The organism is Methylobacter sp. BBA5.1, from assembly GCF_000746145.1.
Taxonomy (GTDB): Bacteria; Pseudomonadota; Gammaproteobacteria; order Methylococcales; family Methylomonadaceae; genus Methylobacter; species Methylobacter marinus.
Map to the genome: position 1 here is coordinate 1 of NZ_JQKS01000002.1, position 18,066 is coordinate 18,066.

Here is an 18,066-nt window from a genome sequence, read left to right on the forward strand (position 1 = left end):
TGGATGATAGGCCGGTTGCCCGGCTGTCAGACCTGAGCTGCACTTTTGGATTTTCAGGCGCACTAAATCAAGGGTGGTCACGTATGCATCAATCGCGCGTACCGGATTATTCTCGGATACATACTCATCCACGCGGGGGGGCAGCAACGATGACTGGTAGCGATCTTGACCCACTTTATAGTTCTTGGCAGTCATTTATTCTTTTTATATCAATGGAATAATAAATAATATTATACCATTGAGGAGTCTTGAATACTTTCACAGTCTCGTACCCTACGCTCAATTACCCTACTGCCGGGCGTGGCATGTTGCCGCGCCCGAAACGTTTGCAGTGATTAAATGTAACTGCTTGGCTCAGACATCTCTGAAATGTTAGGAACGGGGTTACAAACCCCGTCCCGCTTGAATTTTACCGCTCCAGATAAGTATAAGCCGTCAAGCCCGCGACCAGTTCTTTTTCGTAATCCCGCCGCTCCTGTTCGCTGATCGGGCTCCTGGCCAGTTTTTCGCGGTAGGCCGCCTTCAGTTCCTCGGTGCAGATATGAACATAATCGAGCAGATCGCCGACATGCTCGCCTTCGAGCAGATCGTAAAAATGATACCCGCTGTCGTCGAGCTCGATATTGATCGAATGCGTATCGCCGAACAGGTTGTGCATGTCGCCGAGGATTTCCTGGTAGGCGCCCAGCATGAAAAAGCCGATCAGGTACGGTTCCTTGCAGTCGATTTCGTGCAGCGCCAGCGTCGTCTCGATGTTCTGGCCGTCGATGTACTGGTCGATGCGGCCGTCCGAATCGCAGGTCAGGTCCTGGATCACGGCGCGCCGCACGGGCCGCTCGTCCAGCCGGTGTATGGGCATGATCGGAAAGATCTGCTCGATGCCCCAGATGTCGGGCATGGACTGGAACAGCGAGAAGTTGCAGAACACCTTGTCGGCCAGCTTTTCGCTCAGTTCCTGCAGGATCGTGGCCTCGTTCTGGCTTTTCGGATTCAGGCTGTTTTTGATCTGCTGACAGACGATCGCATAGTCGTTCTCGGCCTGCGCCAGCTCTGCAATGCTCAGCTTGTCCTGAGCGAACTGCGCGCGGGCCTCCGACAGTGCGAATTGCGCATCATGATAGCGTTCGACGATATTCTGTCCGTTCGCTAGAGGCTGCCTGGCCGACTCGTTGGTATAGACCGATTCGATATCGGTCACGTTAGTGATCAGGACGGCATGATGAGCGGTGATCGCGCGGCCCGATTCGGTAATGATGTCCGGCTGCGGCACCTGTTTTTCGGCGCAGATTTCCGCGAAGCTGCGCACGATGTTCTGCGCGTATTCGTCCAGGCTGTAGTTGATCGACGATTCGCGCCGCGACCGGCTGCCGTCGTAATCGACGCCGAGGCCGCCGCCGGCGTCGATGATGTGTATGGGCGCGCCCTGTCGGTGCAGTTCGACGTAGAACTGCCCGGCTTCCTTCAGCGCGACCTTGATGTCGTGGATGTTGGCGATCTGCGAACCCATGTGGAAATGCATGAGCTTGAGCGTATCGAGCAGGCCGGCCTGTTTCAGGCGGTTGATCAGCCCCAGCACCTCGTTGGCATGGAAGCCGAATTTGGATTTCTCGCCGCCGCTGTTCTGCCATTTGCCGGCGCTGATGCTGGCCAGCCGGATGCGCACGCCCAGCTGCGGCCTGACGTTCAAGCGCGCGGCTTCTTCGATGATCAGTTCCAGCTCGGAGGGCTTTTCAATGACCAGGAACAGGTTCAGCCCCATCTTCAGGCCGATCAGCGCCAGGCGGATATAGGCCCGGTCCTTGTAGCCGTTGCAGATTACGACGGACTTTGTCGACAAGGCCATGATGGCCAGCAGCTCTGGCTTGCTGCCCGCTTCCAGCCCGACATTGTCGCTGGCCATAATGCCCTCGACGACTTTGCGCTGCTGGTTGACCTTGATCGGATAGACGGGCGTGTAGCGGCCCCGGTAATCATTGTTGACGCAGGCTTTTTGGAAGGCGGCCTGCAGGCGCCGGACCCGATCTTTCAGGATGTCGGTAAAGCGTACCAGGACCGGCAGGGACAGGTGCTTGTCCTTGAGCGACCCGGCGATCTCGTACAGATCGATTTCCACGGCTTTGTCGGAGCTCGGCCTTACGCAGACGTGCCCGTCGGCATTGATGGCAAAGTAACCGTCGCCCCAGTTATTTATGCCGTAGGTTTGCGCCGAATCGTCGATGGTCCACGTCTTTGAATCACTTAAATACAACTTTTTAACTCCGTTCCGCCTAAATACGCGAGAATTCTAATATAATACCGGTTTGTTTATTCGTTTTTAGGAACACAGATAATGAATCCGTCTCAGTGGTTTACCGAGCAAGTCCCAGGTGCTGAATCCGCCTTTTCGTTAAAATTTAAACAAAAGTTGCACGAGGAGCAATCGGAATATCAATTTATTGAAATTTATGAAACCGAGGGCTTCGGCAATCTGATGGTGATCGACGGCTGCACGATGGTATCGACGCGCGATAACTTTCTCTATCATGAGATGATGAGCCACCCGGTTTTATACACGCACCCCGATCCGAAACGCGTCTGGATCATCGGCGGCGGCGACTGCGGCACCTTGAAGGAAGTCCTGAAGCACCCATCCGTCGAACAGGCCGTACAGATCGACATCGACGAGCGCGTCACGCGCCTGGCCGAAATCTATTTCCCTGAATTGTGCGAGTCCAACAACGATCCGCGCGCCGATCTGAAGTTCATCGACGGCATCAAATGGGTCAAGGATGCCGAGCCCAATTCCGTGGATATTATCATCGTCGACAGCACTGACCCGGTCGGTCCGGCTGAAGGCTTGTTTAGCAAGGATTTCTACCACGACTGCTTCAACTGCCTGTCCGAGCACGGCATGGTCGTGCAGCAAAGCGAATCGCCGTTGTACCACATGAAGCTGATCGGCGAAATGCGCGGCGCCATGAGCTCGGCCGGCTTCGGGCATCTGCAGACGCTGTTCTTCCCGCAATGCATCTATCCGTCCGGCTGGTGGAGCGCCACCATCGCCGGCAAGGCCAGTCTGGCAAAATTCAGGGAACTGGACTCGGCCAACAAAAACTTCGATACGACTTATTACAACGTCGACATCCATAAGGCGTCACTGGCCCAGCCCGAGTTTTTCAAGAAAGCCCTTGGTTTGAAGTAGTCAATTGAATGCAGGAATTAAAAAATACGTTTAAACTGATCGAACGCATCAGCACCCTGGTACGTTCGGAAGAACGCAAAAAATACGCCGCGATCGGCTTGCAACCCATCCATATCCAAGTATTGGACTATTTGTCACGCTGCAACTGGTGCAGCGACACGCCCGCGGCCGTGGCGGAATATCTGGGCCTGACCAAGGGCACTGTTTCGCAAACGATACAGGTTCTTGAGCGCAAGGGCTATCTCGAGCGCAGCAATGATGCCGAGGACGGCCGCGTCGTGCACTTGGCTCTGTCCAAATCCGGGACGCGGCTGCTGGACGAACTGGCGGCGCTCGATGTGTTCGCGCAGGCCGAAAACGCCCTGGCGATCAAAAAATACGCGACACTCGGCGATGCGTTGAATTCAATGCTGCGGACCTTGCAGATAACCAATAACGCCCGGACTTTTGGCGTATGTGACACCTGTGTTAATTTCAACGAAGTGGACAGCCACTATCAGTGCGATTTGGCCCAGGTGCCTTTAAGCCGTTCGGACACGGAAAAAATATGCCGCGAGCATAGGCCGGCTGACATAGCGGACGATTAATCAGGACAGGTCGCCAGCCGGCGGCCTGTCGCCTTTTACCTTTTTAACAAAGTGAGATATCCCATGTTTGATCCCAAAGCCTTTGACGATATTGCCAGCCGCCTGGCCGGAGCCATCCCACCGGGCCTGAATAATCTGAAGGAAGACCTGGAAAAAAGTTTCCACGCCATTTTACAGAGCGCCTTAGGCAAGCTGGACCTGGTGACGCGTGAAGAATTTGAAGTGCAAAAAGCCGTGCTGGCCAAAACCCGCTCCAAACTCGAAGAGCTGGAAAAGCGCGTCGCGGCCATGGAAGCGCAAATCCTGAATAAAGCCGACCTGTAAAGATCGTATTTTTGTCAGGACGACTTCCAAGTGTCAGGCTTTTGCGGGGGCGGCTTCGGTCGCCCTGTTGAAATAGCGCGAGGCTTCAGCCCATGGCCTTAGCCGTCATCTACAGCCGGGGCCGCGCCGGCATCGATGCCCCTTTGGTCACGGTCGAAGTGCACGTGGCCAATGGGCTGCCGGCGCTGTCCATCGTCGGCCTGCCCGAGGCCGCCGTCAAGGAAAGCAAGGACCGCGTGCGCGGCGCCATCCTGAACTCGCGCTTCGAGTTTCCGGCCCAGCGCATCACGATTAACCTGGCGCCTGCCGATCTGCCCAAGGAAGGCGGCCGTTTCGACCTGGCCATTGCTCTGGGCATCCTGGCGGCCTCAGGCCAGATTCCGACCGCGGGCCTGGACCGCTATGAATGCATCGGCGAGTTGTCCCTCGGCGGCGAACTGCGGCCGATCAGCGGCGTATTGCCGGTCGCGATACAGGCCAGAAACAATGCCAGAAAACTGCTGCTGCCGCGCGAGAACACCGCCGAAGCGGCATTGGTCGACGGCATAGAGATCATGCCGGCCGGCCATCTGCTGGAAGTCTGCGCGCACCTGAGCGGGCAGTCCCTGATACAGCCACAATTCCAGCAGCCCCTGCAAAATACCCGGACCGACAGCATCGACTTTGCCGATGTGCACGGCCAGTACCATGTCAAACGCGCGTTTGAAATCGCCGCGGCCGGCGGTCATAACCTGCTAATGCTGGGCCCGCCCGGCACCGGCAAATCGATGCTGGCCGCGCGCCTGCCGACTATTCTGCCGCTATTATCGGAACAACAGGCCCAGGAAAGCGCCGCCATCGCCTCGATCAGCGACCAGGGTCTCGATGTGGCCAATTGGCTGAAACCGCCTTACCGCGCTCCGCATCACACGGCCTCGGCGGCGGCACTGGTCGGCGGCGGAGGCAATCCCCGGCCCGGCGAAATCTCGCTGGCGCATAACGGCGCCCTATTCCTTGATGAGCTTCCCGAGTTCGACCGCAAAGTGCTCGAAGTGCTGCGCGAGCCGCTGGAAACCGGCCATATCACGATCTCTCGCGCCAGCCGGCAGGCGGATTTTCCGGCGCGCTTCCAGTTGATAGCCGCCATGAACCCGTGCCCGTGCGGTTATCTGGGCGATGTCTCGGGGCGCTGCCACTGCACTTCGGAGCAGGTCATGCGCTATCGGGCCCGCGTGTCCGGCCCGCTGCTCGACCGTATCGACATGCACCTGGAAGTGCCGCGGGTTCCGCATGAGGTGTTGCGCAAGGGCTCGCCGGAGGGCGAGGAAAGCAGCGCGACAATCCGCGCGCGCGTCGAGGCGGCACGCAACATTGCCGTCGCGCGCGGCGGCAAGGCCAACGCGGCGCTGACGGCCAAGGAAGTAAAACAGTTCTGCCCGTTATCGGAACAGGGCCACCGGCTGCTGGAACAGGCCATGGACAAATTCGGCCTGTCCAATCGCGCCTATCACCGCATTCTCAAGCTCGCGCGTACCATTGCCGACCTGGCGAACTCGGAACCGATAGAAATCACGCATTTGAGCGAGGCGATTGGTTATCGCAAACTGGATAGAAGCGTTTAATGAGCCTTATCCTGATCAACAAGGATTCCGCCCGGCCTGTAGGTTCGAATTTATTCGACCCGAAACGCCTGTGCTATTCTTTAAAATAGTCGTAAGCAGGTAAATCCCGCCGACAAGCCGCGCCAATTAACAGAGGGAAATCATGAAAAAAATTAACTTATTGTTGTTATCCATAGGACTGGCCGCATCAGGCACGAATGCCTGGAGCAATGACACGATCTACAAATGCAAGAATCAGCAAGGCAATATCATTTACCAGAAGTCGGCCTGCACGGAAAATGTAGAGACTGTTTCTTCATGGACGTCCGTGATTAAAGAAAAGCCGCCCGAAAAAGAACCGGAAAAAAAGGTCCACCGGGAGCTCGTCATCAAGCCGGGCGCCAACGGGCATTATTTCCTGGACGGCTCCGTTAACGATAAGCCCCTGACATTCGTGATCGATACCGGCGCCTCCGTCGTCTCGTTGCCGGGCTCACTGGCTTCCAATGCCGGCATTGACTGCAAGGATCAGGTGGTCATGGAAACCGCCAATGGCCAAACCGGCGCCTGCACCGCCGTCATTTCGGAGCTCAAGTTCGGGCATTTCGTGATGAAAAACGCACCGGCGACCATCGTGCCGAACCTAAGCCAACCCTTGCTCGGCATGAATGTCCTGCAACAGTTCAACATCAAGCAAGAAAATGACGAAATGCATATTTCGGCGCGTGATTGATGCCTGACAGAACGTATTAAATTCCATTTCAGCCTAAGTTTTTATAGTAGTGATGGCCAAACTGAACCCTCAGCAGCAAGCCGCTGTTAAAACAATCGATCACCCATTACTGGTACTGGCCGGCGCCGGCAGCGGCAAGACGCGCGTGATCACCGAAAAGATCGCCTATCTGATCACCCAGGCCGGCATTCCGGCACGCAATATCGCCGCCGTGACCTTCACCAACAAGGCCGCGCGCGAAATGAAAAGCCGCGTCTCCAAGCTATTGGACGACAAGCAGCTGCGCGGCCTCAGGGTCTCGACGTTCCACTCGCTGGGCCTGGACATATTGCGGTCCGAGCATAAAACGCTGGGTTACAAGGCCGGCCTGACGCTGTTCGACGAGCAGGACAAGCTCACGCTGCTGCGCAACCTGATCAGCCACGACAGCAAAAACTGCGATATCGACAACGTCGACCGCTATTCCTGGCAAATCGGGCAATGGAAAAACGCCTTCGTGACACCGGAACTGGCCCTGTCGGCCGCGACGGCGGAGCAATACCCGGCCGCCGTGCTTTACAACGACTATATCCGCAGCCTGAAAGCCTACAATGCCGTCGATTTCGACGACCTGATCCTGCTGCCCGTGCTGCTGTTCCAGGATCAGCCGGCGGTGCTGGAGAAATGGCGCAACAAGATCCGTTATCTGCTGGTCGACGAATACCAGGACACCAACATCACGCAGTACCAGCTCGTGAAGCTGATCGCCGGCAACCTGGGCCGCTTCACCGTGGTCGGCGACGACGACCAGTCCATCTATGCCTGGCGCGGCGCGCAGCCCGAAAACCTGGCGCAGCTGCAAAAAGACTACGCGCGCCTGAAAGTCATCAAGCTCGAGCAGAATTACCGCTCGACCGGCCGCATCCTGAAAGTCGCCAACCACCTGATCGCCAACAACCCGCACGCATTCGAAAAAAAGCTCTGGAGCGAGCTGGGCTACGGCGACCCATTGCGCGTGCTGAGCCACAGGGACGACCAGATCGAAGCGCAGCAGATCGTGTCCGAAATCATCCACCACAAATTCAAGACCGGCAGCCGTTACCAGGATTACGCGATTCTATACCGAGGCAATCACCAGTCCCGGCTGTTCGAGCGCAGCCTGCGCGAGAACAACATCCCCTACTTCATCAGCGGCAGCACGTCGTTTTTCGCCTATTCCGAAATCAAGGACGTGCTCAGCTACCTGCGGCTGTTCGTCAATCAGGATGACGACGCGGCCTTCCTGCGCATCATCAACACACCGCGCCGCGAGATCGGCCCGACCACGCTGGAAAAGCTCGGCGCCTATGCCAACGAGCGCCATATCAGCCTGTTCGCGGCCAGTTCCGAACTGGGCCTGACCCAGAAGCTGCCCGAAAAAGCCGTGCAGCGGCTGACCCGATTCCGCGACTGGGTCGTCGATACGGCCGACCGCATCGAGCGCGGCGACACCTTTGGTGTGATCGAAGCCATGCTGGACCAGATCGGTTACGAGCAGTGGCTGCGCGAGAACAGCAAGACGCCGGCGGCGGCCGAACGCAAGATGAAGAACGTCCAGGAGCTGATCGACTGGCTCAAACGCATCGACGAAAAAGACAGCGGCGAAAAATCGCTGTCCGAGATCGTCTCCAAAATCATGCTGATGGACATCATGGAACGCAATCAGGAGGAAGAAGCCAGCGACCAGGTCAGCCTGATGACGCTGCATGCCGCCAAGGGCCTGGAATTCCCGCATGTGTTCCTGATCGGCATGGAGGAGAACTTGCTGCCGCATCAGAACAGCATCGAAACCGACAATATCGAGGAAGAACGCCGGCTGGCCTATGTCGGCATCACGCGCGCCCAGCGCACCCTCACGTTCAGCTACTGCACGCACCGGAAACGCTACGGCGAGATCGGCGAATGCGAACCCAGCCGGTTCCTGAACGAACTGCCGCCCGACGACCTGGAATGGACCAACAAAAAACAGTTGGCGCCGGAAGTGATCAAGGAGCGCGGCAAGGCCAGTCTTGCACATTTAAAAACAATGCTATCGTAATTTCGCGCGCAATCGGTTAGAATACGCGCCTACGCGCCCGTAGCTCAGCTGGATAGAGCGCAGCCCTCCGGAGGCTGAGGCCAGAGGTTCGAATCCTCTCGGGCGCGCCATTTTACGTTATCCCCCAAAACAGTCGTTTTTATCCTGTTATTTATCACGCGCGCGTGGTACGCCAGTCAAAATTTACCCCTCTGCTCCATCATCTTTTTCTAAGAAATCGTAGGACGGTTTCGCGCAGCAAACCGCCATTTCAAGCAGACCGGTAATATTTGCAGACACATGACGGTTACGAGTACGAGGCTCCGTTTGTTGGTGGATTGCCGAGGCAAATCCACCTTACGAGTCAGCCGCCGTACGGCCTTGTTTCCAATTCGGACAACCTCGGCGGGAGCGATGCTTGCATAGCAACTTAAAATCTCCGGGCAAGTCGCGATGTAGGCATCGCTCCCACGAGGTTTCGCGCTCGAGTCCCCACCCTCTGGAAAGCCTGGTGGGCGTTTCGGGTCGAATCAATTCGGTCTTACAGATGCGTGAATCAATTATCTGCGTAATAACGCCCGCAACTGACTGGTCTTTCCGTCCCTCTTCGGCGTTGCCTACAGGGATGGGGTGAATGCAGAGAAATGACGGGATCATTTCCTGCCCATGCAGTCGTTGAACAGGAACAGAAATCTGCTTCAGTTGCAGGTTTTATTTCATACCCGTTCCTAAGTATTTGAACCAATAGTAATTTATTTTTCTTTAACCTACATTGACTGCAAGAGGTTGTGTATTTTTTAAAAACAAAAATATACAGCTGAATTAAATATATTCACGAAGGAGAAGTTCATGGAAACAACAAATTTAATGAATTCCCTCCAAGACACACTGGGACAGCATCTTCCCCGGATTGCCGGCGCATTGGCTATCCTTATCATCGGTTGGCTGGTGGCCATTTTGATTAGAGCCGGTATTCGCAAAGCCCTTTCCCTGTTCAGACTGAACCAGAAGGTTGCCAAGGGCGGTGATATTACAATAAATCTTGAGTCCGGCATCGCCAAGGGCGTCTATTGGATCATTATGCTGATCGTATTAATAGCCGCGTTCAATGTTCTTGACCTTGAATTGGTGTCAAGACCTCTGGATGCCTTGGTAACCCAGGTATTTCATTATATTCCCCGACTTGTCGCCGGAGGGATTTTGCTGCTGATCGCCTGGTTATTGGCAACCGTGGTCCGCTTGCTGGTCATTAAGGCGCTGGACGCCACTGATCTGGATGAGAGACTTGGCGTTGTGGAGGGCGGCGCCTCGACCAGTAAAAATATCGGCAACGTCGTTTACTGGTTTATTTTTTTACTGTTTCTGCCCGCGATTCTGGGGGCTTTTCAACTGGAGGGGTTACTGGGCCCCGTTCAGAATATGGTTAATAAAGTCTTAGCCATGTTGCCGAATATTCTTGCCGCCTTCATCATCGGTCTGGTCGGCTGGTTTGTGGCTAAAATTCTTCGCGACATTGTGGCAAATTTACTCGCTGCCGCCGGAGTGGACCGTATCGGCATCCGGGCCGGTTTTGGAGGAGGCATGGGGCTGTCCCGGCTTCTTGGCGCTATCGTCTTTTTCTTTGTGTTTGTCCCCGCCCTGATAGCAGCATTGGACGCCCTGGAATTGGAAGCGATATCCGCGCCCGCTACGAATATGCTCAATATCATTATGCGGACAATTCCGGATATTTTTGCGGCGGCGGTGATTTTGATCATCGCTTTCTATGTGGCGCGATTTGTCGCAAACCTTGTCGCCTCTCTTTTGCAGGGCATGAATTTTGACAGGGTTCCGGCGGTGCTGGGCTTTGGAGACGTGTTTACAACAGGAATCACGCCCTCCATCCTGGTCGGGAGATTGATAATTTTCTTTACCATGCTGTTTGCCACTATTGAGGCGGCCAACCAACTGGGATTACATCAAGTGGGGGATCTTGTCACAACCTTTGTGGAATTCAGTGGCCAGATTCTGCTTGGCTCGATTATTCTGGCTGTCGGCTTTTGGCTGGCCAATATAACTTACCTGGTTATTATTAGAAGCAGCGGCGAAAGCAAAATACTGGCCGGCATTGCAAAATTCGCCATACTTGGTCTTGTGACGGCAATGGGCCTGCACGCAATGGGATTGGCTGACGATATCGTGAACATGGCTTTTGGCTTAACCCTGGGTGCCATCGCCGTTGCGGTAGCGCTTTCATTCGGATTGGGCGGCCGGGAGGCGGCGGGCAGACAAATGGAATATTGGTTTAGACAGTTGCGGGGAGAACTTAAATAATTTTCAAGGCCCAAGCAAAATAAAACATTGTCCGGTGTTGCGGTCATATAGGTCGGATTACGCAACCGCTTTACCCGACCTGCTGAACCTGATGTTAACATGGACCGATTTTCACTCCGCTTGCCGCGATGCGGGTAAGCCAGACATTCACAGCGGCATAGTCAAGGATCACTATCGAACGCCCTGACTACGCCCTGCCCGCGCAAGCACGAATCCGGCCCTGCAAAAATTAATATACATCCCCCAGCGCACCCAGCGCCGCCTGCGCCAGACCGGCCCACAGCGGGGAGCTCCAGTCTTTCAGATAACGCCTGAACTGGCGCCGTGTTGAAATAATCGGAAATGCCTCGGCGCATAACTCGTTCAACATCTCTTTGCAGTAATAAGTGATATCGGCTTCCAGCATTTCCGGGTCGACGCTTTGTCCGCCGTAAACCGCGCCCAATAAACTGAGTTCCGCGAATGTGCTTAACGCGTAGGCCCGCTCATCGCCTGACGTTTTCCGTATTTGCCATTCCACGATCTGCCGGGCCGCGTTCCATACTATGCCGTATTTGCGCGCCAGTTCCTTGAGCATGGGCCCGTCGTCTTCCCGGTTCAGTATGGCGATAATCGACAGGTACTGTGTGATCACCCAATGGTTGCAGGGATCGATATCCCAGGCGTCGCGATAGAAGTCGCGGCAGGCTTCGTAGGCTTTCTGCGCCAATGGCAGATCTTCCGCCAGGGTATAGGCGATGCCGATGCGTTTCTCGCAGGCGGCGCTGATGCCCAGGCGTTTCGCCCGGTCCTGGGTCGAGACGCCGGCGTGCAGTTCCGCGCGCCAGTTTTTCAGATCTTCGCGAACCGATGCGCACAGCGCCGCCAACTCCTTGTTTTGAGCCTCGCTAAGCACCTTCCCGGCGTCGTCGCCACTGTCCACATCCGCGCCGACCAATTCGTCGATCCGGCCAAACTTCACTTCGATTTTCTTGTGCGTCTGCTGGTCGCGGAACTGGTTGACCTGTTGTTCAAAATTCCACGGCACCGTGGCGTAAGCGACGATGCTGGCCCAGTCATGCGTCTCCGGCGAATCCGTGCGCAACCGCTGGCGCAATTCGTAGAGCACCCAGCGCGGATCGGCACCGCTCAACAGACCGCTGTAAAACACTTTGGCCGCGATGGCCGATGCCTTCATCCACAGCGGAAACTGGGATGCGACGACCCACGGGATGCCGGCCGCGTTCAATTCGTGGGCGATGCTGCCGCCGGGCGTCAGCACCGATTCGATGTTGCCGGAATCGCAGGTCGCCAGCGTCACGACCGTGGGGCGAAACCGGGTATTGCCGGCCGAGTCGCTCGAGGTCAAGGCGATGGCGAGGCGCTCGCCGTCGACGATATCGGCGCTGTCGCTGGTCTCGCTGCACAAGGCCACGCCGTAGCGCTCGTCGCCGGAGTATTTGAACGGCGCGCCGTGCGCCAGGATGTGGACATGGGTGAATTCGGTCGACGCGCACAGCGAACGGATCTGCTCCAGCGTGGCGTTAGGCAGCACGGTCAGCAGCTTTTTGACTTCGTCGATACGGTCCTTGTCCTTATCCTTGATCTTGATCCAGGGCTCGATGGCCTCGCGCAGGGCCTGCAAATGGGTTTGTGCGGGCACGTAAAGCCCGTTCGGCGCCGCGAAGGCGAACAGAATGCGCGGCGGACGCGTCCAGTTGACCGGCAGCGGGCGGCCGCGGCGGATTTCCCGCGTGATCGAGATCGGCGTGCGCATTTGCAAGAACAGCGGCGAGCCCGACCCGGGGAAGCCGTCCGGCGCCACGGCCGCCTCGAAGGGAATCAGGCCCAGTTCAAACGCGGACATCGCCAGCCGCAGATGCACGAGCTTGCCGTTCTCGGCACCGGCATTGCCGAGTTCGGACAGCATGGCCGGCACCTGGCCGAGCACGCGGCCGATGGATTCGCCCAAGTCGCGGACTTCCGATTGCCGCTGATCGTCGGTGGCGGGGTCCTTGTCCAGGGGATATCTGAGCCGCCGCAAGCGCATCAGCAACTGGCGATGCTCGAACGGCATTTGCAGCGTCACCGGGCCGTCGGAGCCGCACAAGGCAATATAATTGGTCAGCGGCGACAGCAGCTGATTGTGGGCAGGCCCGGACCTCAACAGTTCGAGTTTGACGTTGCGGATTTCCGAGGTGTGATTGTTGCTCATGTCATTTCCTCACGAATTGCTGGATGACCCGGGGCGCTGTCGTGCCGTCGCCGACAACGTGGCTCAGGCGGCCGACGACGCTGCCGTTTTCAACCTTGATGGACACGGCGCTGGTCTGGTTCATCACGAAACTCTGGCCGCCGAATTTCGCCTCGTCGATCAGTTCCATGCGGCCGTCGATCAGCACGTCGTAAACCGGCTTGAACGAGTCCCGGTCCTTCAGCATCGCATCGGTGAAGCGCAGCAGCCGGATCCAGGTGCCGCAATTGAAGTAAAACCGCCCGCCGCCCATGTCGATGGCGCGCTCCAGGTGCGTGTGCCCGGTAATGATGAAATCGATGGAAGCGCCTACCGCCGCCGTGACATCCTTGAAGGTGTCGTCCCGGTCGGTATGATCGAAGGTCTTGTCGTCGGCCAGCCAGTCTTTCAGAGCCCGGCGCAACGCCTCGTCCTTGGGCACGTCCCTGAGCCAGCCCGTCAGCCGGTCGAAGATCAGCTGCCAGGTGCCCAGCGGCGCCGCCGGCTCGACGATCTGGGCATTCGGTTTGCCGAGATTGGCCTCGGCCAGCGCCAGCATCGCGTCCACATCCTGCGAATCCTGTTGTGCGTGCATGCTGACGCCCTCTCTGAGATTGGGGCCCAGCAATTGTTCGACCGTCAGCGCCGAGGCATCCGCCACCTGTTCGCGCGGCTGAAACCCTTCCGCGGACAGGCGTTGGTTGACTTCCCTGCCGCCGCTGACTCTCTCTCCGACGATTGACACCAGGTCGGTGATCTTTTTCGCCTGGGACGGATCGAGCACGACCAGCGTGCCGACCGCGGCCTGGGTTTCCGGTTTCAGCAAATCGATCCATTTGTATTTTTCCTTGACCTCGTTCATGACCTCCTTGACCATGCGTGTGCCGGCGTTCGGATACCATTCCTTGGGATCGAGCGAACGGCCGGCATTCAGGCGCCGCCCGACCTTGGCCAGATCCTCGTAGCGGTTGTAGTTCCAGGCGTCCACCTCATTGCCGTGCGTGCAGTAGACGCGGGCGCCGCCGACCAGGCAGGTATAGCCGGCGCCGATGGTCGAGAATTCGATCCGGGCGCGCTTGACCAGATCATCGCCCGCCAGTCGCGTCATGATCAGGCGCTGGACCGTCGGGAACGACATTTCGATGTCGTGGTTGCCGATGATAAAGATCAGCGTGCGCCGCTCGATCGCCACGAAAGCCGCCAGAGCCTCCCAAATGCCGGAGAACGACGGGTCATTCATGATCCGGTCAACGACCGCGACGGCTTGTTCGACGGCGATATAGCCCGGCAATTCCTCGGCCAGCGTGTCGAAGACATCCCCGTTCAGCACCAGCGCGACATTGCCCGCCGGGCACTGCTTGCCCACCCAGCCGATATAGCCGGCCAGCCTTTTGGTCTCCCTCAGAATTTGGAAATTGGGCCTGTTGCCGCCCATGTGGATATCCGAGATTACGTGAATCTCGTCATAAGCAGGAAAGTCGCTCATAGGTCTACCTCTAGTTGCAATAAAACCGAGGTATCCGCGGCCTCGGTCATCATTATGGTTTGTGCCGGGTATCGCCTGTTGATCCGGGCCAAGAGCCGGCCAGCAGGCGATTGGTCTGAATCTAAAAACGGTTTATAGGTCCGCGTCCGGCTTGATGCCGGTAATGCCCTCCGCGACGCGTTCCGACAAGGCGCAGATCGTCGCCACCGGATTGGCGCCGACCGCCGTCGGCAATAAGGCCCCATCCGCGACATACAGTCCGGCGTAACCGAACACCTGGCCGAAGCTATCGACGGCCGCGCTGGTGACGCCTTCGGCGGGGTCGTTCGCCAGACGGCAGCCGCCCAGGGAATGGACCGTGACGTTCCGTTTCATGGGCCACAGCCAGTTCGGCAGCGGGATGAATGCCTTGCCCCCGCACCAGTCCTTGAACCGCTTGCCGGTATCGAGAATGGTCTGATACAGGGACATGCTGTCCTTGTAAGGCCACTTCACATGCAGAAAGCCGGCGTCGTTCAATTCCATGACGCCGTTGCTTTTGTCTATGCCCATGCACAACAACACGCTGCTGGTATAGGAAATATCGCCTTTCAGCAATTCATTGAAGGCATAGCCGATATGTCCGTTCGCGAGGCCGCTAATGAAGCGGTCAAATGCCACCTTGGCGGTGCGGATAAAGGCGTTGAAATGCGAAAGCCCCGGTCTGAGCCCTTCCGAATACCAGGCGGCAAAACCGGGATAGCTGGCATCCTCCAGGATGAAGGCGCGCTCCCGGTCGAAATTCTTGAACAGATTGTAATCAGTGCCCTGGGTGATGACCGGTCCGTAATTGGGGTCGGCCGGCTTGTCGCCGTCGATGACGAAAGACAGGAAATCCCCGTTGCCGGAAAAATGCCGGCCCAGCTGCTGGCTGATATGGGGCAGGGTTTTGTAGACGTCCCGGCAGCGCATCAGCAGTTCGTTCGAGCCCAGCGTGCCGGCCGAAACCACGACGCGGCGGGTAACGGCGCTGTGCTGCCCGTGGCCGTCGTTCAGATCCAGCCAATAAACCCGGTAACCGAATTCGCCGCCGGCGGCGGGATTTTCATTGCCCTGCGCATCCAGGGGCACGATTTTCTGGCCGAGGACTTCGGTCTTGATCGCGGCGTTATAACGGGTCTCGGCGACATGCAGGTAATTCAGATCCAGCGTATTTTTCGATTGCGTATTGCAGCCCAGATCGCATTCGGCGCAATAGACGCAGGATGTTTGCAGCGCGCCGTAACGGTTTTTTTCCTGCACGCCGATGTCGGTGGAATTGTCGAAATCATTGCCGAAGAAGACATTGATATCCAGCAGTTGCGACTCTCGGCCATCGGCCTTGGCGAACTCCTGAAACAGGCCCGTGCGGATGATCTGCCGGCGCGGGTCGTCGCTTTGCGGTACGGGCCTGGCGCCCAGGACTTCCTTGCTGACCGTGTAATAGGGTTGCAAGGCGTCTTTCTTGCTGGTTTCCGGCCAGTTGTGGTCGAATACTTCATCGGGCGGCTGGAGAAAGACATTGGCATAGATCAGCGAGCCGCCGCCCAGTCCCGCGCCGACCACGGCATCGATATGGTCAAAATTGCGGATATCGAACATGCCGTGGGTTTCCTTTTCGGCGATGCTTTTCGGCCTGCTGCGCTTTTCCGGCGGAAGGTTCCAGAAGTTGTTGGCGATGTCATGCGGCGAGCGCGGGAAAGATCCCAGGGGATAACGCTTGCCGCGCTCCAGCAGCATGACCTTGCCGGGCCATTTTTTGGCTAGCCGGCAGCAATTGATTGAGCCCCCAAAACCACTGCCGATGACAATAGCTTCGTAATCGTATTCGATTTCCATTGTATTTCCCCGATATACTGTTTTTTATTATTTTTGGTAAAAAATTAGCTTCCTGAATTGCGCAGGAAACCGCTTATGCGGGCTGAGTCGGCAAACCCGGCATAAGCGGCTTCGAAAGACCGGGCTTAAGAAAGCGCCAGCCCGGCCCGCGGCTGTTGGCTAAAGTCAGGACTGACTTTGGGTGCTTTCGCCGCTTTTGTGGACATGCGTGACATAGGTGCTCCACAACTCGCGCAGGAAAAAGCCGCCGAAAGCGCCGACTGTTTTTACTTTTTTCGGAAAACCGTCGGCATGCGTGACCGTGACGGTCGACACCAGCTTCATCAGGTCGACCGGGCCTAATGTCAGAACCCCGGCGCCAATGACCGAGCCTGATTTGTCGGTGCCTTTGTGCAATTGAGTGTACAGTGTCGTGGTCTCCGGCCACAGCTTGAACACCGAACCATCGCGCACTTCCTTTCGGCCGGCCAGGTAATAGGCCTGGCCCTGATGCTCAAAACCCAGCTCGTAAACCATCAAGGTCAATTTCGGATCGTCCGTGGGCTTGAACAGATTGAACACGCCGGTGTCGGCGACCATGCCCATGCCCAATGGAGCAAAATCGATGGTGCCGGTCAAGCGGCCCGGATGCTCGGCATCCTTGATGAAGGCGTCCATGTCATCGATGCTGACCGTGGCGTGCATGGCCAATTGCGTACCCGCCTGCCTGCCTTTGGTTTTGCCGTCCCGAGGGTCGCTGGCATCGAGCGAAAAGCCGCCTGTCATGGTTTCTTTAAATTGCAGACCTGTTGTTTGTGCTGTCATTTTCAATATATAAGGTTCAAACGGAACCCCCTCCGGTTTCATGCGGTTGAAATAAGCTCTCGCATCGGACCGCCCCATTTCGATCAGGTCGGCATGGCTGATGGCGCCCGTATATAACGCCGAATCCAACGGCAGCGGGTGCGCGGGCTTGATCAGGTGGAGAGTGATGGGTTGCTCATGTCCGTATAAGTGCTCGCCATTGGCTATGCGGGCGTTGATATCCTTGATGTGCTGAAGCTCTTTGATCAGCGCGCCGTTGGCGCTCATTTCCAGCATTTGCACATAGGCGTTCAGCGGGCCGCTTCTATAATCCGGGATATTGCCCATGATCCAGACCAGCCATAATTCATTGGCGCCGCGCTTGACGGCCTCCAGCAGATTGGCGTCCTGGATAAACCCTGAATCCAGATAAACGGTATCCTTGATCGTGACAGGCGGCAGCGTGCCGGGCAGGGACATGCCGGCCACGAGATAATCCTCGGTCATATCCTGGTGGCGGATGACCTGGTTCATTTTTTTGCCGAAATTGCAGACATTGAACGTGCCCTGCAGGCCTTCCGCCGCGCGGATTTTTTCGAAATCGATGCCCAAATGCGGATAGACTTTGTCGCGGAAGGCCTTGGCTGAACCGGCGGCGACAAAATTCGGCGGCCAGAGATAATTGCCGAAAGGGAGGAAAGAGATCGTATCGCGCATCTTCAGGGTGCGCCAGCGCTCGCAGATGTCGTCGATCTTCAGGCCTGAAAACAGCATGGCCAGGTTCAGCGAGCCGCCGGACGTGCCGTCCATGTGCTGGAATTTCAGGTCATGGGCGAAAATTTCGGCCAGAGCGCCGGCGGCATACGATAAGCGCATGCCGCCGCCCGGAAGAATAAGCGCCCGTTTGGGCAGGCGGCTGTCGTTGGCCGCCGCGCCCTGGGGAATATGGGCTTGTGCCGTCATAACTGTTACTCC

12 protein-coding genes, 1 tRNA gene and 1 pseudogene are annotated in these 18,066 nt (G+C 57.0%); 8 read left to right on the forward strand and 6 right to left on the reverse strand.

Annotated elements, in window-relative coordinates; genetic code table 11:
* A pseudogene (locus tag EK22_RS25125) lies at positions 1–195 on the reverse strand (IS1182 family transposase); the annotation flags it as partial.
* Between the two features lie 214 nt (positions 196–409).
* The gene (gene speA, locus EK22_RS01085) at positions 410–2,248 is read right to left on the reverse strand and encodes a biosynthetic arginine decarboxylase (RefSeq protein WP_036247207.1); all 1,839 of its coding nucleotides are present in this window, start codon (positions 2,246–2,248) and stop codon (positions 410–412) included.
* A gap of 78 nt (positions 2,249–2,326) precedes the next feature.
* On the opposite strand from speA, the gene speE reads away from it, so the two are divergent.
* From speE to EK22_RS01125, 8 genes are all read left to right on the forward strand, one after another.
* Positions 2,327–3,181 (forward strand): polyamine aminopropyltransferase, encoded by an 855-nt coding sequence (speE, locus tag EK22_RS01090; protein WP_369798173.1) that lies wholly within the window; start codon positions 2,327–2,329, stop codon positions 3,179–3,181.
* 8 nt (positions 3,182–3,189) lie between these two features.
* Complete coding sequence (locus EK22_RS01095) at positions 3,190–3,768, forward strand: MarR family winged helix-turn-helix transcriptional regulator (RefSeq protein ID WP_036247211.1); 579 nt, start codon at positions 3,190–3,192, stop codon at positions 3,766–3,768.
* A gap of 63 nt (positions 3,769–3,831) precedes the next feature.
* Positions 3,832–4,092: a ubiquinone biosynthesis accessory factor UbiK gene (locus EK22_RS01100; protein WP_020158415.1), complete on the forward strand. Its 261-nt coding sequence runs from the start codon at positions 3,832–3,834 to the stop codon at positions 4,090–4,092.
* Positions 4,093–4,184: 92 nt separating this feature from the next.
* The gene (locus EK22_RS01105; protein ID WP_036247214.1) at positions 4,185–5,693 is read left to right on the forward strand and encodes a YifB family Mg chelatase-like AAA ATPase; all 1,509 of its coding nucleotides are present in this window, start codon (positions 4,185–4,187) and stop codon (positions 5,691–5,693) included.
* Between the two features lie 142 nt (positions 5,694–5,835).
* Positions 5,836–6,405, forward strand: a complete 570-nt coding sequence (locus EK22_RS01110; RefSeq protein WP_036247216.1) for a retropepsin-like aspartic protease family protein — start codon at positions 5,836–5,838, stop codon at positions 6,403–6,405.
* 52 nt (positions 6,406–6,457) lie between these two features.
* On the forward strand, positions 6,458–8,461 hold the full coding sequence (rep, locus tag EK22_RS01115; RefSeq protein WP_036247218.1) for a DNA helicase Rep: 2,004 nt from the start codon (positions 6,458–6,460) through the stop codon (positions 8,459–8,461).
* Positions 8,462–8,494: 33 nt separating this feature from the next.
* A tRNA-Arg gene (locus EK22_RS01120) sits at positions 8,495–8,571 on the forward strand.
* Positions 8,572–9,289: 718 nt separating this feature from the next.
* Positions 9,290–10,753 (forward strand): mechanosensitive ion channel, encoded by a 1,464-nt coding sequence (locus EK22_RS01125; protein ID WP_036247220.1) that lies wholly within the window; start codon positions 9,290–9,292, stop codon positions 10,751–10,753.
* Positions 10,754–10,982: 229 nt separating this feature from the next.
* Here EK22_RS01125 and EK22_RS01130 read toward each other — a convergent pair whose 3' ends face one another.
* From EK22_RS01130 to EK22_RS01145, 4 genes are all read right to left on the reverse strand, one after another.
* Positions 10,983–12,947 (reverse strand): CHAT domain-containing protein, encoded by a 1,965-nt coding sequence (locus EK22_RS01130; RefSeq protein ID WP_036247222.1) that lies wholly within the window; start codon positions 12,945–12,947, stop codon positions 10,983–10,985.
* Between the two features lies 1 nt (position 12,948).
* Entirely contained in the window at positions 12,949–14,451 is a 1,503-nt protein-coding gene (locus tag EK22_RS01135) for a metallophosphoesterase (protein WP_020158429.1), read from the reverse strand.
* Between the two features lie 132 nt (positions 14,452–14,583).
* Entirely contained in the window at positions 14,584–16,308 is a 1,725-nt protein-coding gene (locus EK22_RS01140) for a GMC oxidoreductase (protein ID WP_036247224.1), read from the reverse strand.
* 165 nt (positions 16,309–16,473) lie between these two features.
* Positions 16,474–18,054, reverse strand: a complete 1,581-nt coding sequence (locus tag EK22_RS01145; RefSeq protein WP_036247226.1) for a patatin-like phospholipase family protein — start codon at positions 18,052–18,054, stop codon at positions 16,474–16,476.
* Positions 18,055–18,066 lie beyond the last annotated feature (12 nt).

Coding starts and splice junctions, on each gene's coding strand:
- EK22_RS01095 (WP_036247211.1), top strand. CDS start 3,190: ATGCAGGAATTAAAAAATACGTTTAAACTGATCGAACGCATCAGCACC.
- EK22_RS01100 (WP_020158415.1), top strand. CDS start 3,832: ATGTTTGATCCCAAAGCCTTTGACGATATTGCCAGCCGCCTGGCCGGA.
- EK22_RS01105 (WP_036247214.1), top strand. CDS start 4,185: ATGGCCTTAGCCGTCATCTACAGCCGGGGCCGCGCCGGCATCGATGCC.
- EK22_RS01110 (WP_036247216.1), top strand. CDS start 5,836: ATGAAAAAAATTAACTTATTGTTGTTATCCATAGGACTGGCCGCATCA.
- rep (WP_036247218.1), top strand. CDS start 6,458: ATGGCCAAACTGAACCCTCAGCAGCAAGCCGCTGTTAAAACAATCGAT.
- EK22_RS01125 (WP_036247220.1), top strand. CDS start 9,290: ATGGAAACAACAAATTTAATGAATTCCCTCCAAGACACACTGGGACAG.
- EK22_RS01130 (WP_036247222.1), bottom strand. CDS start 12,947: ATGAGCAACAATCACACCTCGGAAATCCGCAACGTCAAACTCGAACTG.
- EK22_RS01135 (WP_020158429.1), bottom strand. CDS start 14,451: ATGAGCGACTTTCCTGCTTATGACGAGATTCACGTAATCTCGGATATC.
- EK22_RS01140 (WP_036247224.1), bottom strand. CDS start 16,308: ATGGAAATCGAATACGATTACGAAGCTATTGTCATCGGCAGTGGTTTT.
- EK22_RS01145 (WP_036247226.1), bottom strand. CDS start 18,054: ATGACGGCACAAGCCCATATTCCCCAGGGCGCGGCGGCCAACGACAGC.